At 56.9% G+C, this 26,998-nt stretch carries 23 protein-coding genes; 8 read left to right on the plus strand and 15 right to left on the minus strand.

Annotated elements, in window-relative coordinates:
* Positions 1–14: 14 nt before the first annotated feature.
* The 6 genes from ETAA8_RS13730 to pepF all read right to left on the minus strand — a co-directional run bounded on the left by ETAA8_RS13730 (position 15) and on the right by pepF (position 9,012).
* Positions 15–1,457, minus strand: coding sequence for a DUF1501 domain-containing protein (locus ETAA8_RS13730; protein WP_145088935.1), 1,443 nt, complete (start codon positions 1,455–1,457; stop codon positions 15–17).
* Positions 1,458–1,585: 128 nt separating this feature from the next.
* Complete coding sequence (locus ETAA8_RS13735) at positions 1,586–4,564, minus strand: DUF1553 domain-containing protein (protein WP_145088939.1); 2,979 nt, start codon at positions 4,562–4,564, stop codon at positions 1,586–1,588.
* A 660-nt stretch (positions 4,565–5,224) separates the two neighbouring features.
* Complete coding sequence (locus ETAA8_RS13740) at positions 5,225–5,797, minus strand: DUF1802 family protein (protein WP_145088942.1); 573 nt, start codon at positions 5,795–5,797, stop codon at positions 5,225–5,227.
* Positions 5,794–6,519 (minus strand): Uma2 family endonuclease, encoded by a 726-nt coding sequence (locus ETAA8_RS13745; RefSeq protein ID WP_145088945.1) that lies wholly within the window; start codon positions 6,517–6,519, stop codon positions 5,794–5,796. The genes ETAA8_RS13740 and ETAA8_RS13745 overlap by 4 nt, the downstream gene beginning before the upstream one ends.
* Positions 6,520–6,637: 118 nt before the next feature.
* Positions 6,638–7,018 carry a hypothetical protein gene (locus ETAA8_RS13750; RefSeq protein ID WP_145088948.1) on the minus strand — a complete coding sequence of 127 codons (381 nt, stop codon included), beginning with the start codon at positions 7,016–7,018 and terminating at the stop codon, positions 6,638–6,640.
* A 191-nt stretch (positions 7,019–7,209) separates the two neighbouring features.
* Positions 7,210–9,012 (minus strand): oligoendopeptidase F, encoded by a 1,803-nt coding sequence (gene pepF, locus ETAA8_RS13755; RefSeq protein WP_145088951.1) that lies wholly within the window; start codon positions 9,010–9,012, stop codon positions 7,210–7,212.
* A gap of 143 nt (positions 9,013–9,155) precedes the next feature.
* Here pepF and ETAA8_RS13760 point away from each other — a divergent pair, with 143 nt between their 5' ends.
* Positions 9,156–9,719, plus strand: a complete 564-nt coding sequence (locus ETAA8_RS13760; RefSeq protein ID WP_145088954.1) for a GlcG/HbpS family heme-binding protein — start codon at positions 9,156–9,158, stop codon at positions 9,717–9,719.
* A gap of 14 nt (positions 9,720–9,733) precedes the next feature.
* Here the strand turns inward: ETAA8_RS13760 and ETAA8_RS13765 are convergent, their stop codons facing one another.
* Positions 9,734–10,264 carry a hypothetical protein gene (locus tag ETAA8_RS13765; RefSeq protein ID WP_202921822.1) on the minus strand — a complete coding sequence of 177 codons (531 nt, stop codon included), beginning with the start codon at positions 10,262–10,264 and terminating at the stop codon, positions 9,734–9,736.
* Positions 10,265–10,388: 124 nt separating this feature from the next.
* On the opposite strand from ETAA8_RS13765, the gene ETAA8_RS13770 reads away from it, so the two are divergent.
* The 4 genes from ETAA8_RS13770 (at position 10,389) to ETAA8_RS13785 (ending at position 15,696) form a co-directional block, all read left to right on the plus strand.
* Positions 10,389–11,990 carry an HsdM family class I SAM-dependent methyltransferase gene (locus ETAA8_RS13770; RefSeq protein WP_202921823.1) on the plus strand — a complete coding sequence of 534 codons (1,602 nt, stop codon included), beginning with the start codon at positions 10,389–10,391 and terminating at the stop codon, positions 11,988–11,990.
* A gap of 80 nt (positions 11,991–12,070) precedes the next feature.
* Positions 12,071–14,395, plus strand: coding sequence for a dienelactone hydrolase family protein (locus tag ETAA8_RS13775; protein ID WP_145088963.1), 2,325 nt, complete (start codon positions 12,071–12,073; stop codon positions 14,393–14,395).
* 29 nt (positions 14,396–14,424) lie between these two features.
* A complete protein-coding gene (locus ETAA8_RS13780) occupies positions 14,425–14,748 on the plus strand; it encodes a hypothetical protein (protein WP_145088966.1) in 324 nt (107 codons plus the stop codon).
* A 198-nt stretch (positions 14,749–14,946) separates the two neighbouring features.
* On the plus strand, positions 14,947–15,696 hold the full coding sequence (locus tag ETAA8_RS13785; protein WP_145100499.1) for a metallophosphoesterase family protein: 750 nt from the start codon (positions 14,947–14,949) through the stop codon (positions 15,694–15,696).
* Positions 15,697–16,048: 352 nt separating this feature from the next.
* Here ETAA8_RS13785 and ETAA8_RS13790 read toward each other — a convergent pair whose 3' ends face one another.
* Positions 16,049–16,246 carry a hypothetical protein gene (locus tag ETAA8_RS13790; protein WP_145088969.1) on the minus strand — a complete coding sequence of 66 codons (198 nt, stop codon included), beginning with the start codon at positions 16,244–16,246 and terminating at the stop codon, positions 16,049–16,051.
* A gap of 363 nt (positions 16,247–16,609) precedes the next feature.
* Here ETAA8_RS13790 and ETAA8_RS13795 point away from each other — a divergent pair, with 363 nt between their 5' ends.
* Entirely contained in the window at positions 16,610–18,175 is a 1,566-nt protein-coding gene (locus ETAA8_RS13795; RefSeq protein WP_145088972.1) for an outer membrane protein assembly factor BamB family protein, read from the plus strand.
* Between the two features lie 214 nt (positions 18,176–18,389).
* Positions 18,390–19,511, plus strand: coding sequence for an SHD1 domain-containing protein (locus ETAA8_RS35590; RefSeq protein WP_145088975.1), 1,122 nt, complete (start codon positions 18,390–18,392; stop codon positions 19,509–19,511).
* On the opposite strand, the gene ETAA8_RS13805 is transcribed toward ETAA8_RS35590, so the two are convergent.
* The 5 genes from ETAA8_RS13805 to tsaB all read right to left on the minus strand — a co-directional run bounded on the left by ETAA8_RS13805 (position 19,508) and on the right by tsaB (position 23,332).
* On the minus strand, positions 19,508–19,843 hold the full coding sequence (locus ETAA8_RS13805; RefSeq protein ID WP_145088978.1) for a DUF4190 domain-containing protein: 336 nt from the start codon (positions 19,841–19,843) through the stop codon (positions 19,508–19,510). The genes ETAA8_RS35590 and ETAA8_RS13805 overlap by 4 nt on opposite strands.
* A gap of 10 nt (positions 19,844–19,853) precedes the next feature.
* Complete coding sequence (locus tag ETAA8_RS13810; RefSeq protein WP_238397756.1) at positions 19,854–21,491, minus strand: hypothetical protein; 1,638 nt, start codon at positions 21,489–21,491, stop codon at positions 19,854–19,856.
* Positions 21,492–21,648: 157 nt separating this feature from the next.
* On the minus strand, positions 21,649–22,002 hold the full coding sequence (locus tag ETAA8_RS13815) for an HPF/RaiA family ribosome-associated protein (protein ID WP_145088984.1): 354 nt from the start codon (positions 22,000–22,002) through the stop codon (positions 21,649–21,651).
* A gap of 86 nt (positions 22,003–22,088) precedes the next feature.
* The gene (locus ETAA8_RS13820) at positions 22,089–22,493 is read right to left on the minus strand and encodes a bifunctional nuclease family protein (RefSeq protein WP_145088988.1); all 405 of its coding nucleotides are present in this window, start codon (positions 22,491–22,493) and stop codon (positions 22,089–22,091) included.
* Positions 22,494–22,624: 131 nt separating this feature from the next.
* Entirely contained in the window at positions 22,625–23,332 is a 708-nt protein-coding gene (tsaB, locus tag ETAA8_RS13825; RefSeq protein ID WP_145088991.1) for a tRNA (adenosine(37)-N6)-threonylcarbamoyltransferase complex dimerization subunit type 1 TsaB, read from the minus strand.
* Between the two features lie 300 nt (positions 23,333–23,632).
* Here tsaB and ETAA8_RS13830 point away from each other — a divergent pair, with 300 nt between their 5' ends.
* Positions 23,633–24,385 carry a metallophosphoesterase family protein gene (locus ETAA8_RS13830; RefSeq protein WP_145088994.1) on the plus strand — a complete coding sequence of 251 codons (753 nt, stop codon included), beginning with the start codon at positions 23,633–23,635 and terminating at the stop codon, positions 24,383–24,385.
* Here ETAA8_RS13830 and ETAA8_RS13835 read toward each other — a convergent pair.
* Both ETAA8_RS13835 and ETAA8_RS13840 read right to left on the minus strand, forming a co-directional pair.
* Positions 24,382–25,026, minus strand: coding sequence for a Uma2 family endonuclease (locus ETAA8_RS13835; RefSeq protein ID WP_145088997.1), 645 nt, complete (start codon positions 25,024–25,026; stop codon positions 24,382–24,384). The genes ETAA8_RS13830 and ETAA8_RS13835 overlap by 4 nt on opposite strands.
* Before the next feature lie 55 nt (positions 25,027–25,081).
* Positions 25,082–26,179: a serine hydrolase domain-containing protein gene (locus ETAA8_RS13840; protein WP_145089000.1), complete on the minus strand. Its 1,098-nt coding sequence runs from the start codon at positions 26,177–26,179 to the stop codon at positions 25,082–25,084.
* Positions 26,180–26,998: the final 819 nt, after the last annotated feature.

The following is a 26,998-nucleotide window of genomic DNA, read 5'->3' on the forward strand; positions in this document are numbered from 1 at the left end:
GTATGGGACGTGAACTACGCCAGAATGCCTTTGACCACGTGGCCGTGCACGTTGGTCAAGCGGCGCTGAATGCCATTGTGATAAAAGGTGAGTCGCTCGTGGTTGATGCCGAGCAAGTGCAGCACTGTAGCGTGAAGATCGTGCCAGGCAACGGGATTCTCGACTGCTTTCCAGCCGATGTCATCGGTATTGCCGTAGGCCATGCCCGGTTTTAAGCCTGCCCCAGCAGCCCAGATCGAAAAGCCGTATTGGTTGTGGTCGCGACCTTTTCCTAGTTCACTGGAACCAGCTTGCGTGAAAGGCGTGCGGCCAAACTCCGTCGTAAAGAGTAAGAGGGTATCTTCGAACAGCCCACGCTGGCGGAGATCTCTCACGAGCGCTGCGACAGGCTGGTCGATGCGAATCGCTTCGCCGGTGTGATTCGCTTTGGTGTCTTCGTGCCCATCCCAGTTGATGCGGGGCGAACCAAACGAGCCGCCGGAAAAGAGCTGGACGAAACGAACGCCTTGCTCAATCAAACGTCGCGCCAGCAAACAACTGCGGCCGAAGTCGCGAGTTTCATCACGCTCGAGTCCGTAGTCGTTTTTAGTTGCAGCGGTCTCTTGCGACAGGTCGGTGACGCGCGGCACGGCGAGTTGCATCTTCGCCGCCATTTCGTAGGCCCGCATCCGCGCGAGCAATTCGTCGCTGTCGCCGCGCTCAGCGCGGTTGGTGCGATTCAGCAGGGCATGCAGTTCGCGGCTGTCGCGTTCGACATCGCTGGCAATCTCGCGGGCGGGAAAGAGGTCGTTTATGACCGTTCCCTTGCTCTGAAACATCACTCCCTGATGCTGCGCCGGGAGAAAGCCCTGCGTCCAGTTGCTCGTGCCACCCGAAGGAAGTCCGCGCGTATCGGGCAGTACCACGTAGGTCGGCAATTCATCGGTCTCGCACCCTAGGCCATACGAAAGCCATGAGCCAAGCGTGGGAAAACCATTCAGGCGAAAGCCGCTGTTCTCGTGCAAGGTCGCCGGCGTATGGCTGGAAGATTCGGCGACCATCGAACGGATAATCGTCAACTCATCAGCCACGCCCGCCAGGTGCGGAAAGAGCTCCGAAATCCAGAGGCCGCTTTCGCCCCGCTGTTTGAATTCAAAATCATTCTGCCGCAAGAGCCCCACTTTGCCGAAGAAGACGTCGGGCTTCTCGGTCCCGCCCAGCGGCTGCCCATGCCGCTTGGCGAGTTCTGGCTTGTAATCGAACGTATCAAGCTGGCTGTAAGCGCCGCACAGACAGATATGAATGACGCGCTTCGCTTTTGCCCCGTGATGAGGTGGCGGATCGCTGGCCTGGCCAGGAATCTTGTCCGCGCGCGCGTTGTTGCTTTGTGCCAGTAGCGACGCGAGCGCGGTGGCACCGATTCCTTGCGCGGCAAAGGAGAGAAAGTCACGGCGGGTGTTAGTTTGTAATTCGTTCATATTCTTGTTCGTCTTGCTTAGCCCGACGCGTCAGCGAGGGAGCAATTCTGTACTCGCGTTCGCAGGCAGTGAATACGCACCACAATCTTCCCTCGCTGACGCGTCGGGCTAAGTAAACCAATTTCAGCCTAGTCCACATACAAGAACGCGTTGGAATTCAGCAGCACGCGGCAGAAGGGCGCGAGCCCGTGTTTCTGCACGAACTGCGTGCTAGCCTGTTTCTGTTCCGCTGTGGGTGCATCTCCCGCGGTGAGTGAAAACGCCAGCGCGACTTGTGCATCGATCTCTTTCCCGGCGTCACGCTGCAACCGTTCGGCGAAGGCATCGGCCATCCGCAACGTGAAGGAGTGATTGAGCAGAGAGAGTGCTTGCAGCGGCGTGGTAGTGCTGCCGCGCGTGGGAGTGGTTGTCGACGGGTCGGGGCAATCGAACGTGTCGAGCAGCGGGTTTTTGCCGCCGCGGGCCCACATCCGATAAATGCTGCGGCGCTGATATTCCGGTCCCTCCAAGTCTTGAGGCTGATAGAACTGCGTGCCGCCGCGCGCGACTGGCAGGAAGTCCTTGAAGCTTGGACCGCCGGCCTCACTATTCAATTTGCCCGAGACCATCAGCATGGAATCGCGGACAGCTTCCGCTTCCAAGCGACGGGGCGAAAATCGCCACAGCAGGCGATTATTGCTATCGATCTTTATCGCCTCGCTTCGCGGCATTGAGGCCTGCTGATACGCCCGGCTGGTGACGATCAGCTTGTGGAGTTCTTTCAAGCTCCACTTGCGCTGAATAAACTCGCTCGCCAGGTAATCGAGCAGTTCTGGATGCGAAGGTTGGCCACCGCTAAAGCCGAGGTCGTTGGGCGTCGAGATCAGTCCTTGGCCGAAATGGTACTGCCACAAGCGATTGACCATCGTCCGGGCAAACAGCGGATTCTGTTCGCTGGCGATCCACTCCGCGAGCTTCTTTCGTCGCTCCGCTTCGGGGGCATTGGCAGCGAGTCCAAAGTCTGCCGCTTTTGGACTGAGGGAGAGAATTCCCGCGGGACGAACTTCCGGCCCCTTTTGCTGCGGATTGCCGCGCACAAGCAGGTGCGAAATCTCAGGCTGGGCAGGCGTAATTGCGAAGGTCTTGCGATCGCGGTGATAGTCGACCTTCGGCGTGATGGCCGCCAATTCTTCTTGAAGTCGGCGGCGTTGCGCTTGTTGATTCGGTGTCAGTTGAGCCATGAGTTCGTCTTCACTCACGTAGCTTGAAGCCACACCGGCGGCGGCTGCCACTTCGCCAGCGGTGAGTGCGCGGCTATAAAGCCGCGCGCGGTCAATGCTTGCCGCGATGTGCTTATTGCCGCCGGGCGGACCATGGCGCAAGCCGATCAGAACTTGGGATGACTCCGCCTCGAACATGGCTGAATTGCTGGAGCGGTATTCGCTGCCGTAGGGGCGGCCGTTGCGATAGCCGCGAATCTGTCCTTCGGCCTCGTACACGACAGCGAAGTGAACGAACTCATTTTCCTGTGCGGTTTCAACTTCGCCGGCAAAGGGAGTCGTCCGCTGAAAAAAGTTGCTGCCGGCTAACCAGTGCCCGGGCTCTTTTTCGCCATAGACGATCGAATCGAACAGGCTGCCGTCAAGTTTTTGCAGCGTGATCGCGCCGCCGCCCCGCTGCTTGAGTCCATTCAGGGAGATGAGAACTTCCAACGTCTTGGCGCGAATTCGTTTCGCGAGTGGCGGAGTCGAAACATACGCACTCTTACCATCGAGGACGAGCAGTCCGTTTTCGATCTTTGCTCCGCCATGCAACTGACCATGCAGCGAGCCCCGCGAGTCCTTCGCATCGCCGTCGAATTCCCATTCCGCTGTTGGCTCCGGTGCGCGCACTGCCGCTTTGTTATCAATCGTACGCTCGGCGAGAATCGCGGCGCGAACGGCAGCCTCAAGTGTTTGCAGTTCTTTCTGCAACGACTTTTGTTTGTCGGCCAAATCAGGTGGAACTGTCGCTGCGGGCAACGCTCGCTCGCCGCGCCGCACGCCCGCGAGGGCCGAGGCCAGGCTGTAATAATCGTGCGCGCGAATCGGGTCGAACTTGTGATCGTGACAGCGGGCACAATGCACGGTCAGCCCGAGGAAAGTTTGCCCCACCAGGCCGACGATATCTTCCAGTTCATCCTGCCGCATGATTTGCCGCATGGCATCGCCGGCGGGTAGCAAGCTGTCGTGGGCACCGGCGACGAGAAAGCCGGTCGCAATCACCGCCTGCTGATCGGTCGGCGCGAGTACATCGCCGGCAATCTGCAATTTGGCAAATTGATCGTAGGGAAGATCGCGATTGAGCGCGTCGATGACCCAGTCTCGATAACGCCAGGCATTGGGGCGCATCTTGTCGAACTCGAAGCCGTCGCTTTCACCGAAGTGAGCCACGTCGAGCCAATGCCGGGCCCAGCGTTCGCCGTAATGCGGCGAAGCCAGTAGCCGTTGCACGAGTTCCTCGTACGCCGAATCACTCGGGTCTTTTACGAACGCTTCAATCTCGGCGGGTGTCGGCGGCAAGCCGGTGAGGTCGTAGGTTAGGCGGCGAATAAGAATGCGTCGGTCGGCCGGCGGAGAGAAACTGAGTTGCTTCTCGCGCAGCTTGGCGAGCAGAAGCTGGTCGATGGCATTCTCATCCGTCGTACTGGAGGGCGCCGGAGATTTCACAGGCTGCAGCGACCACCAATCGTAACCAGCGCGAGCACCGGTGCTGAAGCGGTACGGATCGATCGGATCGCTACCCCATTTCGCCCCGGCTTCGAGCCAGGCTTGGAGCAACTTGCGCTCATTCTCGGGCAGCGGCTTCTTTGGCGGCATGTCCCCCGCGGCAACGCGTTGCCACAGTTGGCTCTCGCTAAACTTGCGCGGAACGATGGCTGGTCCCGATTCGCCACCCTTGGTTGCGCCCTGCAATGTCGAGAGATCGAGGCCCCCTTTGGATTCGCTGCCACTGTGACAATCGAGACAACGGCCAGCGAGCAGCGGCGCGATCTGACGGTCGAAATCGGGCGCGTCGGCAGCGGACAAGAGTGTCGCGGCGCGAACGAACCACGCGCAGCCAATCAGTAGTAAAAACCAAGCTCGCATCGCAGCGATCCTTGCGGAGAGGGGCTCGCTGTGACGTGCGGCGACTAGCGCGACAGAGCGAGCCGTCACTATAAGCGGAGCGAACGGCAGGAGCCAGCAAGAGCCTGATGTTCAGGAGGTCACTTCCACTGGAAGTACTTTATTTCGACCGATTCGTGAAATGGTTCTCGATTCTCACTTTGCTAATCCATGAATCGCCGAATGGATTCTGGCATCCGTTCAGCGCGAAAGAAGGCGGCAACAGTCTCCGCGTCAAGGTTCCGGAGAGGACCATCGACAGCAACCCAGATCGAGTTTGAAAGCCGTGAATCCGGTAGCAAGTATACGTAAGCAGATTTGCAGCCGACTTCAAAGTCAATTAATTCGGGAGGTCCGTCCATTTGCAATCCACCGAAATACAAGATGTGCCCAGCGTCCTCACGCCGTCCTAGGAGGACTCCGGACAGCACCTTCAGGTACACGAGGCCGGTACACAAGATATATGCGAAATCGACATAAATCGCCCGATCACTCCGAGGGTTCAGGGGATGCTCGACAAGCCCAAAATTAACGTAAGGGATAACCAAGTTGGAGTTGTCGAAGTACACGTTCGAGTAGTAGGCCTCACTAGAATGAGCCGCCTCACCAATGTCGTAGATTCTCTCGTCCATCACTGTTGGCCTACGAGTTTAACTTCGAATGAATAAGTTGTTTGGCATAGTCGAATGCTGCTGAAGTTAAAGCGGGAGTCGATCTGCCGATGGGAAATGAAATAGGCAGAGCGACCCACGACTTGCAGCCTGCCATCTCGGCGGATTCTGTCACCTGGTTCGTGATTTCGCTGCGAAAGACACGCAGCACGAAGAGAAAGAGTCCGGGCTGACGATAGGCAAAACGCTGGCGGACGACGTCTTCGCTCCAGCCATGTAGGCCGCAGAGAGCGAGCGCCTGTTCGATGGAGGTCAGATAGCGCACTTCTTCAACCACTGCCACTGAACGCAAGACCAGATCGCCGGCTGCGGTTCGCAATTCAGCGGTCTCACTTAACAGTGGAACCAAGTCACTTGTGACCTGCTCGGCCGTTTGATGAAACTGGGTGGGATAGAGCCAGAAGCGAGCATGATCCGGACGAAAGACCCCTGCCCCTTCGGCGATGCCACCCTTCCTCAGCAAAATCGTCTGCTGTCCCGTCTCCAGCGCGCGGCAAATAACAGCCCATTCCTTCAGCGCGACATCGCAGGAGTTTTCGGTCATGCGTCAGATGGCGACGGTGGTTTGAGTTGGATCGGCAGCCGGGCTAAGTGCTTATCGTATTCAGCAAAAAAGTCGCGCAGCGATATCGTCAGGCCGGGAAGGACGTCACTGCCTGAAAGGGTACCATCGACGTCGATCTCCAGAACGTTATCCACTGAACTGAACGCACGTGCTGTGCGCCGCGCGGGATCGACGTACCAAACCAAGCGGGCACCATGTTCGAAGTACTCGTGCAGCTTCCGCTCCATCTCCCGTCGCGTATTTCCTGCGGAGAGCACTTCGACGCATAGGTCGGGAGCGCCGGGACAGAAAGTAAGCTCGTTGTCCGTCAGTCCCTTCAGCCTTTCGATGGAAACAAAGCTCACGTCAGGGGTTCGTACCAATCCCGGCAACAAGCGGCAGATCCCGGATTCCCCCGCGACCATTCCAAGCGGATTCGCTTTCAGGTATTCGAGCAAGCGAAAGCTGAGGAGCATGGCAATCAGTGATTCGTGGTACCCCATCGTTTTCACCACCAGCGTGCCGTCAGCAAGTTCGCAACCGACTTTCTCTACTTCAACGCATTGCAACAAGTCCGCTTCGCCTGCAGAGCCCGGCGGTGGCTTCAATAGAATGCGCTGCAGCGGCAAGTCGCCCAGTTGATGGACCAGCTGCGCGAGTGTCCCGATGTTTGGCAGCGACCAGTCTGGTGAAATCGGCGAGGTTAGTTCAGCAGTCGACATGCTCTATGTCCTGAGGCGAATGTGCCTTACCCAACCGATCAGTATAGCCGTGGGCGCGGTGTTTGCCGAATAAGCAGAATTCGCGCGTTTAGGCAAGGCAATCTGGAAATCGGGGAACTCAGAAAACAGGCTGGAAGTGAACAATCAGGCCATCCCTGATGAAGTAGTCCCAATCTGGATGGTCATCTGAATCCAAGGAAAGGTAAAAGTCAGCACGATCCCCCATAAACTTACCCCGCGTAGTTTTTGTTACTAACCCGACCAAAGTTTCGCTATCGACAGGAGTCTCCAGGTCGAGGTGGTTCAGTGCGAGATCCTCCAGACGGCTGCGCATTTCTGGCCATAGTTGAGGCCAAATCGCACCGAAGTGTTGAAGGATGATGCATGACTCGTCGGAGTTGTCATCCGCGTAGAGTAGCTTTGTTCCATAGGGTTCCATTGGCAGTTCAATGGCAGCGCGGACGTCGCCGCTCTCAAATTCAACGTCAAACGTATCCATAACTCTGAGCTCCGGTGGTGAGGCGCAGTTCGTATGGTGTCATTCCACTCACATATGAAAAAGCCCTGCCAATGAGACGCGGCAGAACGGAATTGGGAGGGCGAGGCTCCGGTCGAGGCATCACAAGGAAAATCAATCTCGCGTCAGCGGCTCGGGAGGAACCTCGCCCTTCCGGGAAGGTGCAAACTCGACTACAACAACTCGTCGAGTTCCTTTACCAGGCTATTGAAATGCGCCAGCGTGGTATCGACGGCTTCGGGCTTCTCCATGTCGACGCCGGCGTCGCGGAGCAGGTCGAGCGGATCTTTCGAGCAACCTCCCTTGAGGAAATTGAGGTAGCTGGCGAGTTCGGTGGGTCCGCCGTTGAGCACCTTGCGACTGAGCGCAATCGCAGCACTGAGGCCGGTGGCGTACTTGTAGACGTAGAACGCGCGGTAGAAGTGCGGAATGCGGAAGCACTCGAGCGATAGTTCTTCGTCGATGGCGAAGTTCGGCCCGAAGTAGGCGTCGAGCAATTCGCGGTACGCAGAACGCATCGATTGCACGGTGAGCGGTTCCCCCGCTTCGGCCATGGCATGCGTGATTTTTTCGAACTCGGCGAACATCGTTTGGCGGATGACGGTGCCGCGAATGTCGTCGATCTCGCGATTGATCAGGTAAGCTCGCTGCCGCTTATCCTTCGCCTGCTTGATCAAATGATGGCTAAGGAGCATCTCGTTAAACGTGCTGGCCACTTCCGCGACAAAAATCACATAGCCGTAATACTGATAGGGCTGATGCTTGGCCGAGTGCCAGGTGTGCATCGAGTGCCCCGCTTCGTGCGTGAGCGTGAAGACGTCGTTGAACACGTCTTCCTTGTAGTTCATCAGAATGTAGGGATAGCCCGTATAGCTGCCACTGCTGAACGCGCCGCTATTCTTACCCTGGTTCGGGTAACGATCGCACCAACGGCCCAGCAAACCTTCTTCCAGCACGCTGCAATATTCGCTGCCGAGGGGCCGCAGAGATTCCATCACCAGTTTGACGGCCTGGTTCCAAGTGCGCTTCACTTCCAAGTCGCTGAGGATCGGCACGTAGGTGTCGTAGTGATGAATGTCCTTCAACTTCATTTTGCGACGTCGCACGTCGTAGTACTGATGGACCGCGGGCAAGTTCTTGCGAACCGCAGCGATCAGGTTGTCGTACACGGCTGTCGGCACATTGTCTGGAAAGAGTGCGCCTTCGCGAGCACTCTTGAAGCCGCGCACTTTGGAGTAGTACACATCCTTCTGAATGGACCCATTCAGCGTGGCTGCGAGAGTATTCTCGTGCCCCTTAAACTGCTCGTAGTATTGAAGGAAGGCCGTTTTGCGGACCTTGCGATCGGACGAGACGAGCAGCTTTATGAACGTCGAGTTCGAGAGTTCGACTTGTTGCCCCTTCTCGTCTTTCACATTGCCGAACTTGAGGTCGGCATCGAGCAGTTGGCGGAAGGCCTGGTTCGCGGCGCCAGCCATTTCTCCCTGCATCGCCACGATCTCTTCTTCGCGCGGCGAAAGGGTGTGAGGCTTGAAGCGGATGATGCGCTCAAGGACGAGCTTCCAGGCTTTCAGCTCTTTCGAGGCTAAGTATTCTTGCAGCTTGGCTTCAGGAAGCGCGAGCAACTCAGGCCGAAAGTACGAGGCGGCTTGCGACGCCTTGGTTGCCAGATTCTGGAACTTGGCGACCATCGACTGCGCCGCATTATCGGTTTGATCTTCGGTGGCCCGCAGGTGGGCATAGCCGCCGACGTTTTCGGCAACCTGATCGAAGTCGGCGTCGAACTTCAAAAACGCCAGCACCGTTTTCGCGCCGTCGCCAAGTTTGCCGCGAAACTTCTCGAAGCCCGCGATCATCTTTTCGAGCTTCTTGAACTGCAGTTCCCAGTCTTGTTCACTCTTGCAGAGAGTAGAGAGATCCCAGGTGTCGGCAGTTTTCACATCGGACCGCTTCGGAAGACGCACGACTTTATTCATGGTGGCAACGCGCAAAGAATGGGTACGGAGACAAGAGAAGATTGGCAAACAAGCGCACAAACGTAGCAAGAGTCGACGCTTCGGGAAAGCGGCAGTAGGATGCGTCGCTTCGTTTCCAGCCCCCTTTTTCAGGACCCATTGTCATGCTTTATCCGCTGCGGTCTCGTTGCTTCTGCCTGGCACCCGCACTCCTGCTAGCAATGTTTGCCGTTCCCGCCAACGCTCAACCTGCGGACGGCGGCGCTAAGGCACTTATTACCGGGGGCCATTATCAATTGACGTTAGCCGGAGCGGAGAAGATTCTGGCTGCTGCGAAGTCGAAGGCTGAGGAGATGAATTTGAAAGTGAATATCGCCGTGGTCGACGACGGTGGTCATCCGCTTGCTTTTCAGCGGATGGACGGCGCTCGACCGGCCAGTTTGTATACGGCGATCACCAAGGCCAGTGCTTCGGCCACACTTCGCGCAGCGACGGGGCCGCTACCGCCGGGAACCAAAGAACCCGATGTGTGGTTGAACTTGAGTCTGCAGTTTGCCGCGGGGCAAAGCGGAGGAAAACTCACCACGTTGAAAGGTGGCGTGCCGGTGATCGTCGCAGGAGAGGTGATCGGCGCGGTTGGTGTTGGTGGCGGCACCGGTGAGCAAGATGCAGAGATTGCCGCCGCGGGGATTGCTGCACTCATGAAGCAACTGGCCAAACCAGAGTAATCGCCTGACGGCAACTAAGCAGCAGCGGCGAGTTCGTCGGCAGCCAATTCCTCGGCGACGGATGGCTCCGGTGTTTCCAAGTGCAGCTGACCAGCGAAATACTTCAGCTTGGTGTCTGCCTGATCCGACTTGCCAGCAGCCTCGCAGGCTCGTTTGAGCGCGCCCATTTGGGCTTGCAGCTTGGGATCGGAATTGATGATTTGTTCGAGGACGGCAGCCGAGTCGGAATCACCCGCGACCGAGACCTTGCCGTCGGCGTCGATGCTCAGTGTCAGTTCGCCATCGAGTTGCAAACCCATCGACTGCAGCTTGGCTTGCAGGCCACTTTGAATCTGATCGACGAGGGCGATCACTCCGTCGCTGGAGTCGGCACCCTTCAGCCCTTGTTCGATCTTCTTCTCGTCCTCGCTTTCGTTGTCTCCCGCGAGCAGCTCGGCAAATGCGCTGCCGGTGTTCACCGCGCTCTCAGTCAACTGCTGAATGGCCGCGGTGCCCAATTGGGCCGCGGAATTGGCGAAGGGGAGAAAGTACATGACGGAGTTCATACGTACCGTATCGTCGCGGTCTGCTCGTTGGTTTGAATCAATATTTGCAACAAGCGCGCTACTTTCCCGCAGGCTTACCCAGTTTGTCTTGCTATCAATGCCAGCTACTGCGACAAGTCGCCCCATGGCTGGCCCTTTCTCCGCACCCGAGCACGAACCGACGCTATCGCGTGCCGCGCGCCGCGCGCGAGGGGTTTTCTATACGCCGGTGGAAGTGGCCGAGTGGATCACACGCGAAACGCTCGGGCCGCTGATTGCGGAGTGGAACGGAACCACTATTCCGCCGAAAGTCATCGACCCGGCCTGCGGTGGTGGTGTCTTCTTGACGGCTGCTGCGCGGCTCATCAAAGAACGCTGCGACGAACTGGGAATCAGCACACGAGCGTGGAAGGAAGTTTGCGGGCAAGCGATCTACGGCTGCGATATCGATCCACAGGCCGTCGCAACTGCGCACGAGCAATTGCCAGATCTGCCGCCAGAGAACATCCGCTGCGCCGATTCGTTAGTGGAGGCAAAGTGGGGCGAATTTGCGGCAGTGATTGGCAATCCGCCGTATGTCAACATTCGGGAACTAGCGCGGGCGCAGTCACCCGCTACGGTGCAATCGCTGCGCGGGCGATATCAAACGGCTCGCGGTAACTTTGATCTGTACGTCCTGTTCATCGAACGGGCGCTTGAACTGTTGCAGCCCGGCGGCAGGCTGGGATTCATTGTGCCGAACAAATGGGGCACGCTCGATTACGCCGCGCCACTGCGCGAGCTGCTGCTGCAGACGACTACGCTGGAACAGATCGTCGACTTATCCTCGCTGCGGGTCTTTCCGCAGGCGAGTACCTATCCGCAAGTGATCGTGCTGAGTAAGCGGCCAGCCCCAGCGAAGCATCTGATTCGAATAGGCCAGAGCAGTGACTCTCTTACGAAGGGCTTGAGTACACGAAGCATTTCGCAGGCAACGTTGTCGTCGCGAGCGTTCGTGCTGGGAAGTGATCTGCGACTGGAAGAACGTGTTCCTACGGTTCCTCTCGAACAAGTTTGCACGTTGCATAGCGGAGCGTCGGGCTACGCGGCTGAAAAAATGGCCAGGCTGTTGTTCGAGCAAGAGCGCTCGGCGAACTGCGGGGACGATGGCGTCGACTTTATTGTGAGCGGCAATATCGATCGATATGCCATTGAGCGGGGTAACGTCCGCTTCCTGAAAAAACTGTGGATGAAGCCGCGACTAAGTTTGAACTCGCCGCAGTTGAGCGCGCAAAAGCAGCGGCTCTATCGCGAACCCAAGATCGTCTTCAGCGGGATGAGTCGGCGATTGGAAGCCGCCTACGATGAACAAGGCTGCGCGCTGGGGGTGCAAGTGTATGCTGCGGCCGAGATGCAGATCGAGCCGTTTTATCTGCTAGGACTATTGAACTCGAAGTTGCTGAGTTACCTGTTTCGTGAACGTTTTGCCGCGAAACGACTGGCTGGCGGTTATCTGGCGATTAACAAAGGTCAACTCGCGCAGTTGCCGATTCGTATCGTCGATGCCAGTGATCCACGCGCGCTCAATCGTCAGCGCAGCATTAGCTCACTCGCACAGCAATTGCATCGCGCACCGGATCTTGCTCTCGACCAGCAACTCGATGAGTTGGTGTACGAGTTGTACGAGGTCAGTGCGCCGGAGCGAGAAGCGATTGAGACGTCGTTTGCTTCACCGCCCGCCGTCAAGCGTGGTTCTCGCGCCGCTTAGAGCGAGATTTCTTGCCTGCGCAATCGTCGCCGATATACTCGGGAGGTCCAACGCGTTCGCTCCTTTCGTTTGGAGATGCCATGCTGCGTCGAACCCTGCTTGTTGCTTGCGGTGTGCTGGTCGTTTGTCTCGCGCAGCCAGCCTTGGCCAAAGAGGGTGAGCCGCTGGCAGGGTCGAAGCGACTAGAACTTCAGGGCGACATTGCCGCGCAAATGGTCGCGGGCATCGATCGCTTTCTGCTCAAGCAACTGGCGGCAGCGCCCGCGGGTAGAGAGAGGCGGTGGGGGCCAGAGTTTGATACGACGGGCCACTACATCCGCACGATTGAGCCGTTTCGTCAGCGACTGGCTCACATCCTGGGCGTGCGCGATGAGCGAACGAAGTTCGCGGCGCCGGAACTGATCGCCACGACCGAGCAGCCGGCGAAGATTGCCACCGGGAAAAAATTTGAAGTCTTCCGCGTCCGTTGGCCAACGGTCCGCGGTATTCAAGCGGAAGGCCTGTTGCTCGTTCCTCTCGATAAGAAGTTCGTTGCCGACATCGTGGCCATTCCGTCGGCTGAACAGACACCGGAGCAGCTATGCGGGCTCAGTGAAGGAATTGCACCGGAGTCGCAGTATGCGCGCAGGCTCGCGCAAAGTGGTTGCCGCGTGTTGGTGCCGGCGATTATCAGCCGGCGAATGCAGAAGCGGTCTTTCGGGGGCGGCGATCGGGGGCCGAATTTGACCGACCGCGAATTTGTCTATCGTCCGGCGTTCGAAATGGGTCGGCACATTCTCGGGTACGAAGTACAGCAAGTGTTGGCCGGCGTCGATTGGTTCGCGCGCGAAGCTGGCAATGATGATCCCACCATCGGCGTGATCGGCTATGGCGACGGCGGCCAGTTGGCCATGTATGCCGCGGCCCTCGATCAGCGGATCGATGCTGCCTGCGTGAGTGGTTACTTCGGCCCGCGCGAAGGAGTCTGGCAGGAACCGCTCGACCGGAATGTGCAGGGGCTGGTCGAACTTTACGGCGACGCTGAAGTGGCAAGCCTCATCGTGCCTCGGGCGCTGACGATCGACAGTACACCGGGGCCGAACATCAAGTTGCCCAGCGAAGGAGGTGGGCCAGCCGACTATGTATTTCCCCAGCCAGCTGCCATTCAGGCTGAGATTGATCGTCTGCTGAAGATCAGTGACCAAGTCCCTCTCAAACCGAAGGGATTTGCCTCGCGGAATCTGGCGATATCAGCGGAGTCGGCCGGTCAGTTTTGTGAAACACGGACTCTGCTTTCGTTCCTGAGGCAATTGTGCGGACCGAATGGTTCGGTCGATACGTCTGAGGTGATGCCCGAGAAAAATGGTCCACTCCCCGATGTTGCCGAGCGGCAATCGCGACTCGTGAAACAGTTAGTCGACGATACGCAGTTGCTGCTGCAAGATAGCCCCAAGGTTCGCAGCGAGTTCATGCGCGAGCTGTATGCCGTCAAGGATCTCGAGGTATACCGCGGTGTTGTTGGAAAGTATCGAGCGATGTTCGCAGCCAACGCCATTGGTTACCTAGATGAATTGTCTTTGACGATGAACCCGCGCACGCGGCAGACCTACGAAACAGACAAATGGATCGGCTACGAAGTGCAACTCGATGTGGTGGACGACGTATTTGCTTACGGGGTGCTGCTGGTGCCGAAGGATTTGAAGCCGGGTGAGAAGCGGCCGGTGGTCGTTTGTCAGCATGGTCTCGAAGGGCGTCCGGTCGATACGTTTCAAGGGAATCACTATGCGTATCACGACTTTGCCGCCAAGCTGTGCGAGCGCGGGTTTATCACGTTCGCGCCACAGAACATTTACATCGGCAAGGATAACTTTCGCACGTTGCAGCGGAAGGCGAATCCGCTGGGGCTGACATTGTTCTCGATCATGGTGCCGCAGCATCAGCAGATTTGTAACTGGCTGAAGCAATTGCCGATGGTCGATGGCGAGCGAATCGGCTTTTATGGCCTCTCGTACGGCGGCAAGAGTGCGATGCGGATTCCGCCGCTCGTTCCCGACTACTGCCTGTCGATTTGTTCGGCCGACTTCAACGAGTGGATCTCGAAAAACGCTTCGACCCGGCTGCCCTTCAGCTATGTCTGGACCGGCGAGTACGAAATCTTCGAGTTCGATCTAGGGAACACGTTCAACTACAGCGAGATGGCTGCGCTCATCGCGCCGCGCCCGTTCATGGTCGAGCGTGGGCACACGGACGGTGTCTCCACCGATGAGTGGGTCGCACACGAATACGCAAAAGTGTTCTATCACTACAATCATCGCTTGAAGATCGGCGACCGCTGCGAAATGGAAATCTTCGACGGCCCCCATACCATCAACGGCAAAGGAACGTTCGACTTTTTGCATAAGCATTTGAAGTGGGCAGCGAAATAAACGATGAAGCAAATCTTCGGTATACGATCATGACCGGCGCCGCCATCTTGACTGTCGTTTTTCTAATCTTGCTGTTCAGCAGCGGGTTCCTGGACTTGTTTTTCCTGGGGCTCGGCGCCTGGATGGGCTTGGTGGAGCCGACGAAGTCGCCAGGGCTGCGCAATGCGGGTCTCGTAATCGCCATTGGCGGGCCCTTGTTGATTTGCTTGTCTTTGGTGCTCTTCGGTGTGGCCGTGTTCACCAATGTGCATGCGTTCTACGAAGTCGCCGCGCTTCTGTTTGCCTTCGCAACGATCGCGATGTTCGGAGGAGGGCTGGTGTTAACGGTCTGGAAGGCATGCGGCCCCCTTTGAACGGGAGCAAACGAAAGAGAAGCAAAAGGACGCGGAGGCGGATTAGGAATCGCCTTAGCCGCTGCCGCGGCTGGGGAAAAAATGAGAGGTTTCCAGTAATTCATCCCATAGCTGGCGGCTTTCTCCGCTTGTCAAAGCTGGGGCGGGCCATGAAGATACAGCCAAGCGATTCTAACTTTTGTGCGAGTGAGTAACGGCGTGCGGCGGGCGATTCTTAGCGACATTCACGGCAACATCGAGGCACTCGATGCCGTGCTGGCCGATGTGCAGACCCAAAGCGTGGACGAAATCGCCTGCCTGGGAGATATCGTCGGCTATGGCCCCAATCCGCGGCAATGCGTCGATAAGGTGATGAACTTCGCCTGGTCGGTGCTTGGTAATCACGATCAGGGCGCGCTCTACGATCCCGAAGGTTTCAGTAGCGGGGCGGAGCGGGCCATCTTTTGGACCCGCGATCAGCTTGAGAATTCGCAGGAGGATTCGGCGGCGATTGCCCGGCGGTGGGAGTACCTGAGCGAACTCCCCCGGGTGAAACGGGACGGCAGATTGATGTTCGTGCATGGCTCGGCCCGCAATCCGCTCAGCGAATACGTCTTTCCCGAAGACATCTACAACCCGCGCAAACTGGAGCGAATCTTCGCGCTGATCGAGCGGTTCTGCTTTCAGGGGCACACGCACGTGCCGGGCGTCTTCACCGAGGATGGCAAGTTCCTTAGCCCGGGCGAAATCAACAACAAGTACACACTGGCCGGCAACAAGGCCATGTTCAATGTCGGCAGCGTCGGTCAGCCTCGTGACGGCGATCCGCGGGCCTCCTATGTGATCCAGACCGATACGCACGTCGAATTTCGCCGCGTGGCCTATCCGGTGGCTAAGACGATCGAGAAGATCAAAGCGGTTCCTGAGCTTGATCCGTTCCTCGGCGACCGATTGCGGGACGGGAAATAGCGGACACGCACAACGCGCTACTACGAACTCACCGCGCAATTCGTCAGTTAGCCTGGCACTCGGCACGTTAGTGCTGGAGTCGAAATTCTTAGCGGTTGAAGTGTGGACGGCTACTCAAGCTTGTCTCCCAGGTCCCACGACTCTGGTCTCACTCTTCGGTCGATCTGCTCCAGTGGCCAGAAGACGCGCGAACACAATTTGTTCTACCAGCGGTAGTGTTCTTCAAATTCCGCCTTGTAAAAGTGGATACCGCCCGGCACGATCAGCACCAGATAACTTCCCGCTTACAACACCGGCAGGAGCAGCAAGACGATCGCGATAATTAGGGGTGCGCGGTTCGACTTTACTCGGTTCATGCTGAGCCTCGGTCAAGCCGTTCGCCCTCGTCTGCCAATTGAAGGAGAAGATGGCCTAACTGGCGGGCATCACCCCACTGCAACTCAACTGGATCACCGTGACTATTGCTAACTTTGAGCATGATTGAGTTTGCCTGCTCGATCCAGGCGTAGGCATCGCCGTTAAAAAGCTGATGTATTTGGTTCTCGCCCATACTCGCCATTCTACCCGCGCACGAAAAAGCCCCGCTAGGTTCGCGGGGCAAGACTTGTTGGGCAGACGCCGGACTTGTTGCGCGAGCAGGACTTTTAGCGCACCGCCTCGAATGACGCTCAATCGGGTGGTGTTGAAAAAGTCCGGGGGTTTTTCAACAGAGAGGCGCGCCGCGCTCGAGAGATGCTGCATGTGGTGTTGAAAAAGTCGGCTACTTTTTCAACGAGTGCGCTGAAAACGACTGCCGTAAACCTGTGAGACTGCGCTTGTCCGCTGTCGCAACTTCACGTGCCGGTCGGTGTTTCATTCTGAACCACCTCTTCCTAGGTTCTCTTTTCTTTACTGCGGGCGAACGGAGTTTCTTATGCGGTTACGCATGCTGGCAGCCGGTTTGGCAGTGCTTGGTTGGCAAGGGTTCGCTCAGGCGGAGAATTGGCCGCAGTTTCGGGGGCCGACGGGGGCGGGGCTCGTGAGCGAAGAGAAGCTGACGACCGAGTGGGGGAACGAGAAGAACATTGCTTGGAAGGTGGAAGTTCCCGGCGCGGCGTGGTCGCAGCCCGTGGTGTGGGGAGACAAGATCTTCGTGACCACGGCGGTGACCGAGAATCAAACCAAGCCGAAGTCTGGTGGTGGCGGCTTTGGAGGTGGTGGGTTCGGTGGCGGTTTCGGTGGTCGTCCTGGCAGCGGCCGACCGGGTGGTTCCGGGAGCGACGCGGGCGATACCAAGAAGGGGGAGACTCCCAAGGCTGGTGACGGCGGCTCTGACAACAGCCGCGACGATGAACCTCGCCAGCCTCCGCGCGGCAGCGGGTTCGGTGGTCGTCCTGGTTCTCCGGGTTCGGGTCGTCCCGGTGGTTTTGGCGGCGGCTTTGGAGGAGGCGGCTTTGGGGGACGAGGCAGCAGTCCGCCGAATGCGGTCTATCGCTGGAAGGTGCTGTGCCTGGATCGAGCCACGGGCAAGGTGCTGTGGGAAAATCTCGCCAAGGAAGGGAAGCCCACGATCTCGATTCATAGTACGAACACCTATGCTTCGGAAACGCCGGTTACCGATGGTGAGCGGTTGTATGCCTACTTCGGGATGACCGGGCTGTTTTGCTACGACCTCGACGGCAAGCTGCTGTGGAAGAAGGATGTCGATTCCTATCCCATGATGAATGGCTGGGGCGCGGGAAGTTCGCCGGCTCTCGATGGGAATCGCCTGTTCATTCAATGCGACAATGAAGAGAAGTCGTTCCTGGTGGCCTTTGATAAAAAGTCGGGGGACGAGTTGTGGCGCGTCTCGCGCAATGAGAAGTCGAACTGGTCGACCCCCTTCGTCTGGAAGAACAAAGAGCGGACCGAACTGGTAACCGGTGGCGGCACGAAGATGCGGTCGTACGATCCGGCCACTGGTAAGTTGCTGTGGGAACTTGGCGGCAGCGTGAGCCGGTGCTCGGCGACGCCGGTGGGTGATGCCGAACTGCTGTACGTCGGCAGCGGTGGTGGGATGGGTGGCAATGGTCCGCTCTGTGCGGTGAAGGCCGGCGCAAGTGGCGACGTCACGCCTGGCGACGATGGCACCGGCCCCGGCGTGGAATGGACCGTCGAGCGGGCTGGGCCGCCGATGGCCTCTCCCCTGCTCTATCGCGGCAATCTGTATGTCCTCGATCAGCGCGGCGGCGTGCTGAGTTGCTTTGATGCCAAGACGGGGAAGCAGCATTTCAAACAACGGCTGCCCAGTGCCAAGGGCTTTACCTCATCCCCTTGGGCCGGCGATGGAAAAGTCTTCTGCCTGGATGAAAGTGGCCAGACTTTTGTGCTGGAAGCGGGGAATGAGTTGAAGGTGCTGGCCACCAATAAGCTCGACGATATGTTCTGGTCGTCGGCCGCGATCGCCGGCGATCAATTACTGCTCCGCGGCATCGACCGGTTATATTGCATCAAGCAGTAGAGTTCGTATTTATTGCCCGATTTTGATTGACTCAATTCGCAGCGGGAATAGCCCTATCAGAGCTTCCCGCGAACGCGAATAATGCCTACTATCTGCTCGGCCAAAAGTTTGACGAAACTTGGGGTGAGAAGTTACGATAGGCAGGTGTCGCGGGGAGTTCTGCGGCCTGCCACGTTGATTGAGTTTCTGATCGCAAATCAAAAGGGCTGTGGTAATGGGCTATCCCTATGGACAGCCAGGTAGTGATCCGTTTGCTCCAGGTCCTGGACCGCAGCGATCGGGCTTGAATCTCAAGGTCCCGCTGCTAATTAGCGGCATCATCCTGGGATTGGTACTGCTGTTTGTTGCCGGCGTGATAGCCCTGGGCGTGGGTGCATTCGCGCTGCTTAAGTCAGCGGAAAAGCAAAAAGTAGAGCCAGGGGCCGAAGCGTTTGCGGATTATCTAAAAAAGCAACAAGCGTTGCCGCCGGGTGAGCGAGAGATATTTGGTCGGACGAATCGGCCTTACAAGTTTGTGTCGGTGACAGTTAAGCCCTTTGTGCCACCCGAGGCTCCACCCCCAAGCCTCCCCAGTACTCAGCCCAGTCCACCCCCCAGTTTTCAACCCGTAACGCCTAGCTTTCAGCCGGCGCCCACTCCCAATTTCCAGCCCGCGCCGGTACCCAGTTTCGAACCAGCACCCAGTTTTCAGCCTGTCGCTCCTTCGTTTACACCGGTTCCGATTCCGCAACCGGGCGCTAACCCAGTTGCTGGTGGGAACGAAGAAAATGCTCCTCCTCCCGGTTTTCCAGCGACGGATGTTTCGCAATTTAAGCCAAGAGATTTGGTTTACGTCTTCTCTGACAAGAAGTGGTATCCGGCCGTCGTGATGCTCAAACGCGGGATTCTGACCAGAATCCGCTATTCCACGAACGGCGTGATGGAAGTGGTTTCGCTGGATCGCATTCGGCTCGAAAAGGATCCTCACGTGCAGGTTGCTGCTTCCGGTTTGCCATCGGCTCTAAAACCGCTGACACCCAAGCCCGGCGAGACCAAGGAGAGTGGCGAGTCTGAAGATGACTCGCTCTTTGTTGCCAAGCCTAGCGATGAGCGGCTTGAACCGACCACTTCGACGCCCGCTGCGAATCCCGCTATCCCGGCGGCATTGAAGCCGGTAAGCGAAGCAAAAATCCGCGAATGGACGGATGCCACGGGACAGCACAAGATCAAAGCGGAACTAATCGATTTCGAATTCGATCACGTGCAACTGCGTCGCACCGACGGCAAGGTCATCAACATGCCAATTTCGATGCTCTGTGCGGACGATCAGGCGATCGTCCGCGAGAAGTATCCTTAGGCTGAGATGACTCCTACAACGATGATTGCAATCATCGCAATTGCGCCGATGGTAGAGATCACGCCGCAGATGATGCCAATCCAGGCATGAACGGAGCCTTTTACTTCGGGCTCCCGCGCTCGCTTCTGCAAGCCCATGACTCCCAGCACGACCGCCACGATGCCGATTGGCAGTCCGAAGAAGCAGCACAACATCGACACAATGCCGATGTAGTACGCCAGCAGCGCCGGCATGTTCTTATAAGGAATCAGGCCGCCTGTGGAATCTCCTTGGCCGTGCCCTGCAGAGCGTGGTTCCGACGGATGCTGGGGTGATTCGAAGGGATTCGACATGGAGAACAATTCACTTTTGCTTAAGGCCGCGGGTCTCGTTGTTTAAGTAGTCCTCAAATTTGGTCGTGACCTGGAATATCTCCAGTAGCAGCGTCGCTTTCTCTTGTTCGAGTCGATAAATATTTCCCTCCTCGATGGGAAAATATTGGTAGTCGAACTCAGTGGGTTGGGAATCGACTTCGAACGCGACCTTCTGCTCCCGAAAACTCTCGGCTGGTAGGAGTGGAACGTGCTTAGTCTCGACTTTTTGCATCTTCTCCAAAGTTCCTTGACCTAAATCTTGCACCTTCCATTTGCCGGGCCCCGCAGAGAAGAACAGCCTGTGCTTCTCATCGCGGTACAAACCCGACAAAGACATTTCAGGCATTTTCACCAAATCAATCCCGACAAACTGGTTAAACAGGCCACCTTGAAGTGGTCCCAGGTAACTCATCTGGTTGGTGACGTAATTCGCGACTCCCGAGGTGACGTGTTCGCCGCGTTTGGGATTTAAGTGATCGGGACCATGGTAACTATAGCGAGCCACTACGAACGTCAAAGGAGGCATATCGATCGGCTTGGCGTCAACAACTTGTCCAGCACGCAAGGTGTAGTTTTCGAAGTATGCATCACGTCCTGGAGCGTAAATTCCTACCACGTAGCTGCCCGGCGCGAGTTGGTAACTGAAGTCAGCAGGAAGTGGAATCGGACTGCGATAGGAATAGGTGAAGAGTTGATCGATCACTTTCTGTTCGGTACTATCGCTTGGTAGTTCGTTGATTGGAACGAGTCTCAGGTCGAAAAAGAATTCTCCTTTGGTGCCAAGTGCTTCTCGCAGTGGCTTGCTAAATGAGAACTTCAGCGTGGCTAATTCTTCTGGCTTTGGTGGCATGAGTTTCACATCGCCGAGCACCAAGGGGCCATCTCCTGCAGCCAAGGGTAACTGCAAGGGCATGAAGTTTTCTAATTGCACACCGATAATTTCTTCCTCCGCGGGAGAAAAGTTTGTCACGAGATAGCCGCTTTCGTCGATGACAGTCGACCACCGTGTGGTTTTAATGTCCGCAATTTTCCCATTTCCCTTGATAATTAAGCGCGCCAGGAGCAATCGTTGCGAGGACTTTTTTCGGTGGTATTCATGTTGCTGCAAAGTGCCAAATAGTGATTCTGCGCGATTGGGATCGTACTTCACGACATGTGCCAAGACTGCGTCAACCTTGTTTCCAAGTGCGGCAGGCTCAGGCAAAAACGTCATCTGCGACGTGCAGAGAGTCCCGAACTGTCTGGCGATTTTCTGGCCTGGCAAGTCGATCGGAAGGTCGTACAGGTTGGCGTAAATATAAAAAACTCCTCGCTTGCCGATCAATTCTGAGGCCTTGTTTGCATTTTCAGGCCCCTGCGGCGAGTTGCGAGTTTTCAATAGATCGACGTACGTGAGATACACTTCCTGCTTACGTTTGGTTGGTTCGAAGATCAGGTTGAGCGAGTTAAACTTAGCGTCGAACGAATGCACAGTTGCATAGTAGAAGCCATTTCGCACCGGGTAGGGCGATGCTTTGGCATGGGAAACTCGAGATCCACCAGCGGTGGCAGTCCGTTCAGAAGCAGATTGATACGGCCGTCGAGTTGGTTGTCGCAACTGCTGGGCATCGGCATTCGCCGCTGCCAAGAGGAGTGCGAAGCTAGAGACCAACAGCGGCTGCCAAGAGCGAATCATGACGTGTCCCTCGCCTCGGTGCATGACCACTGGATTGCGTGCGGAACACGTCGGATTCTACGGTTTGGTCAAAGAGGACTCAAACCGATTGCAGATGTTTTTCAGCACATCAGATTTCTGCCCCGCCGCTGCCCATGGATGAATGACGCTTCGCATCGCGCAGTTTTTCAATGCGGCTGTCGAGCGTGATGATCATGGAATCGAGCGCGGCGGCGAGGGCTTCTTCGACGGTGGGAGAGTTCTTGGTGACGGCAATGGGGTCAAGCCCCGACCAGCGCGCTTCGACCGTACATTGCTTGTCGACTTCCGACTTTTTGTGACTATTTACATCCGACAAAAAGACTTCTACGCGTGTCAGTTGCGGCTGAAAGCGACCGAGCGAGGAATCGACTTCATTGCGGACCCAATCTTGCAGCGAAGTCTTGCCTTCGATGTGGTTGTCGGTATTCACTTGAATGAGCATTGAGTTACTCCTGGTGTCAGGGAGAGAGGGAGTCAGAGAGAGGAATTGTCCGGACAATGTCAATCTTTGGTTGCCGGACGTAAGGTTTAGCTGCCTGTACTTTCATCAAGCACTTCTTCGGACACGTAAATCGGCAGCGGAGGTTCGCAAGCGAAGGCGACCGCGATGGCATCGCTGGGGCGAGAATCAATTTCGATGATCTCACCCTCTTTGCGCACTCGCACGCGGGCAAAGTAGATGTGGTCCTTCAACTCGCTGATGACGATGCTATCGAGTTCGCCACCCATCGACTCGATTGCCCCGACCAGCAGTTCGTGCGTCCGTGGGCGCGGTGAGCGAATGCGCTTCACGCCGCTGTTGATGGCCTGCGCTTCGAACAGGCCGATCAGAATGGGAAACTGGCGATCCCCTTCGACTTCTTTCAGATAAATCAACTGCTGTTCGTTGATCTCGCTGATGATGATCCTCGACAACTGCATTTGCACGGGCATGAGCGGGCATCCGACGGAACTGGGCGTTGGCATGTGAGCGTGAGGTTTATTTTAACATGAGCCGCGGCGCGCAAGGGGGCCGATCAAGTGCAGATTGAAGAATGGAAGGTACGGCCAAGGTCTATAGACACTTAGGCGTCGATCGCTTTAGCCGCAGGCTTCTTCTCTTCCGCATAACTGACCCGCATGTAGTGTGGCGCCAGAGTCCACAACTCGTCGGGTTGGTTTGCTGCGAAGGCCTGGAGGGCGAGCAGTCCGATCGTCGCTGCCTGCGGGTGCCAATGTTGCGGGTCGACCACTGAAGTGCCCGCGGGTAGGGATTCCCGCAGTTTGTTTAGCGCGGGCCCTGAAACGGCGACGCTGGAAACGGGATTTGCGGTCAGCGATTGCAGCCAATCGGTGGCGGTGACAATTATGTCTGTTCCCTGCCGCTCCCATTGAGCTTGGGGAGTGACCCGCTGCAACGTCGCCAGAAACAACTCCTTTCGCTGAGCATCAAGGACGACATGTAACGCTAAGTCCTCGGTTTTTGCTTGAAACGCGATTGCGGTGAGCGTGTTCACGCCGATTAGCCTCGCTCCCCAAGCAAAAGCCAGGGTCTTGGCCGTCGTGATGCCGACCCTTAAACCGGTGAACGAACCCGGGCCGCTGGCCACCGCCACCAAGTGGATTGGCGGCTTACCTGCCCCTTGCCACAGCTGGTTGATCGCCGTGGCGAGGGTGCGGGCCGAGCGCGAATCGGCAGGAAGTTGTTGCTCGGCCACAACTTCAGTTCCCTGTAACAACGCGACCGATCCAGCCGTTGCCACCGTTTCGAGCGCTAGGGTCCACACCGTCATTCGAGGGGGCTTTCGATAAAATCTAGGGAAATCAAGCAACCGCGAGAGAAGGGGAAGCGATAATTGATATAGGCCCTGCGCCAAAATGACCAGCGGGTCGAAAAACCGCTAAGTCACGTCTCGCAGGAGCTGCTCAAGTTTCGCCGATATTGACCAAAGTCCAACGTAGTCTTAGACTTGCTGGCGCGTTGATCAGTGTGAGCAGGCGGCTGATCGCAGCTGCTGTCCGTCCTCATTCGCTCCGCACAGGCACAGCGGAAAGAATAGAAACCATCGTCAGGCTCGGAAAGGTTCACCCGCGTGAAGCGTGCTCTGATCAGCGATATTCACGGCAACTTGGAGGCGCTGCGCGTCGTCCTCGCCGATATCCGTCAGCAGGGCGTGAGCCAGATCTATTGCCTGGGCGATATTGTCGGATATGGGCCCAACCCGTGCGAGTGCCTGGACGAAGTGATCGAACATTGCGAGGCCACGATCCTCGGCAACCACGATCAGGCGACGCTGTTCGATCCCGATGGCTTCAATCCGGTCGCTCAGCAGGCCATCTATTGGACGCGCGAACAGTTGGAAGATGGTCCGGGAACTCCTTCGCAGCGAAATCGTCGTTGGGACTTTCTGGGCGAACTCCATCGAACCTTATCGGAGGGAGACTTTTTGTTTGTGCATGGTTCGCCCCGCGAACCCACGAATGAATATGTCTTTCCCGAGGACATTTACAACCAACGAAAAATGGATGCGCTTTTCAATCGCATTCAAAAATACTGTTTGCAGGGACACACGCATTTGCCCGGCGTCTTTACGCCCGACTATCGTTTCATCACGCCCGAAGAGTGCAATTATCAGTATCGCTTGAGTACCGATAAGGCGATGGTGAATGTCGGCAGTGTCGGGCAGCCGCGCGATGGCGACCCGCGGGCCTGCTACGTGATCTTGGAAGATGCGTCAGTCACCTATCGGCGCTTGGAATATCCCGTCGAAACGACGCGCGAAAAGATCTACGACATTCCCCAACTGAACAACATGCTCGGCGACCGGTTGGTCACGGGGCGTTAGTACGGGCGATTCGATTCGTCGAAGTCCGGTGCCTTCAATTCGCTTGGTTGTTCTAGGGGTGCTGGTGGAAAGTCGACGTCGAAATAGATCTCGCTGAGCGGTAGGGTCACGTCAATAGAAGCAAGTTCCAATTGGCCAGCCAAGTTGTCTGCCAGCGTTAGTTTCCACGACCCATCAACTTCGCGCAAGAACCGTTCGACGAGGGTTTTGTGCTGCGCAATGAGTACATATTCATGCAGCGAAACCAGATTTCGATACATCTCGAACTTGCTGCCCCGATCAAAGTGTTCTGTCGATGGTGACAATACCTCAATCACCACGACTGGATTCAGGAGCGTATCTTCGCGTTTGTCGAGGAATTCAGGCGGACCGCAAACCACAGTTACATCGGGATACGTATAAAGTTTCTCAGCATCAACGCGCACTCGCATGTCGGACGAAAATGCTTCGCAACGGCGAAGTTTCTGCCGGAATCGGTTTTCCAGGCTGACCAAGAGATTTCGGCCAATTCGATTATGGTTCTTTGTTCCGCCCGCCATGGCGAACATCTCGCCTCGGTAATACTGGAATCTTTCGCCGGCAGCGCGGTCGAGTTCTAAGTACTCTGCGGCGGAGATTCGGCGAGTAGGAGCGGCGGACATCTGTGAAGGTTCCTTTTCACTCCAGGGTAAATCAGATGTCAGTTACCGACAACCTCTACAACTTCTTTCCCGCAGCGTCGGTTCCGTAGAGCAGGCGCGCGAGGAATTCGCGATCGCTCCATTCCGTAGCGTCGCGACCGCCGAGAGCTTCCAAAATGCCGCCGGCCTGGCGCACGACGACGAGCTTCAACTGCCGGCTGATATACAAACGCTGATTGCCGGCGCCAGCGGCTTGAACCAAATCGGGCACACGCAGGGGTTGAGCGCCGTCCCCTTTCGCTGCCCGCGCGAGCGCTGGAAAGAGCGCCGCCCGCTGATTGTTGGCGGCGCTGGCGAGCCACCAGGTGAGGCCATAAGCGGGATTCGCTTTGGCGGGAATGAAGCACTCGTCAAGCAGTTTTTGCTGCACAATTTCCTTGCCGTTCCAACTGCCACCGGCACGCACGAGTTCGCCAAACTTGGCCCACTCGGGGGCCGTTAAGTGTGCGCCGGACGGCAAGTGTGGCATACCATCGACCCCCTTGCGCCAACTGCCGACTTGCAGGTCGATGGGTTTGAAGATCCGCCGTTGCAGATAGTCGAGTGGTGTTTCCTTAGTCTCGCTGAGTTTGCGACGCAACAATTCGCCAAAGGTTTGAAAGGGAGCCGGTCCGTACTGAAAGCGCTGGCCGGGTTCAAAACGCACGGTCGTTTGAATTGCATCAGCAAAAGTAGGCACGCGGGCAATTTGGCCGCCACCCATGCCGCTGGTCAGGCTGAGCAGGTGCCGCAGCGTGATGTTCTGTTTGGTCTCGTCATCTTTCCATTCGGTGATGGTATCGCTGACCTTTTCATCCCACGACTTGATCAACCCGTCTTGAATCGCAGCAGCTGCCATTATCCCGTTAAAGCTCTTCGTGCCGCTGGCCAATTCGTGTGCCCGGTTCTGGCCACCGCCGTTGGTGTAGTCGGCAAAGACCTCCTTTCCGTCGACGCGGACGAGCACGCTCAAACCTTTGCGTGCGGCGCTATACTCGGCGGCTAATTTGTGGTGCTCTGGATTCGTAGGATCGGCGACAGGTTCCGCGGCCATCAACGATACTTCCGGTGAGACGACGAGCCAGGCGGCAAACAGCGGGGCCAGCAAAAATCGCCAGACATAGAATTCACGCATCGGTCACCATCCCAGTTTGCGGCAGTCCAAATGGCTCATCGACTCAAAATTCTAAACCAACTCGACCCCGCAGAGTTCCGGTCAATCAGGATCGCAGCTCCGATAGCTTCGCGGCGTCTGACCAAACGAAATAGTTAATCGACAAATGATTTACAAGTGGTGACTATGTAGTTATAAATAAAGTGCCCGTTTTGGCAACTTGGTGGAAGAAGCGTCTCGCCTGCGCGGCCGGAAAGAGTTCGCGCCGTTACGCGCGACTGTTCGTTTGCTTTGCGTGCAATGGTGCAACGGCGGTCGGGTGTGCCGGGGTTTATCAACAAAGAGGATGATTTCAGAACTTGCAAGTTAGGCGCAATTCATTGTGGGGGAAAGGTTTGCAGGTGTTGCACGCAAAAGGGGGGTGTTGATAAACCCTCGGCTGCGACGCCCCTGATACGAAGTTCTGAGAGTCTGACAACGAGCGAACTTCGACAGATCCTGCAGGCGACTTGCCATAGTTGTGATTTTGTAGCCGGCGGCGCTTGGCGCAGCTGCGGGCAACTCAAAATCGCGACAACCTGTAGTCAGCTTGACTTCATTTCTGGGAGTGGCGGTTTGGGCTGCAGCGGCCGAGTGAGTTCGTCGAAGTAGAGATTAGACGCTGAAATTGCCCGCATTGCTGTCGTGCTAAGTGCAAGCAACGGTTATTCTTCGGGAATTGAACGACGCCTTGTCAGCAGCCAATTGCTACTGCCGGCTAGCATTTTTCGCGGCACGACAGCTGCCAAGGCTTGCAAGTTGCTTAATTTGGGATCGCGTGGTCGAATGCGCCCAGAGTTG

It is taken from the genome of Anatilimnocola aggregata, assembly GCF_007747655.1.
GTDB classification, from domain to species: domain Bacteria; phylum Planctomycetota; class Planctomycetia; order Pirellulales; family Pirellulaceae; genus Anatilimnocola; species Anatilimnocola aggregata.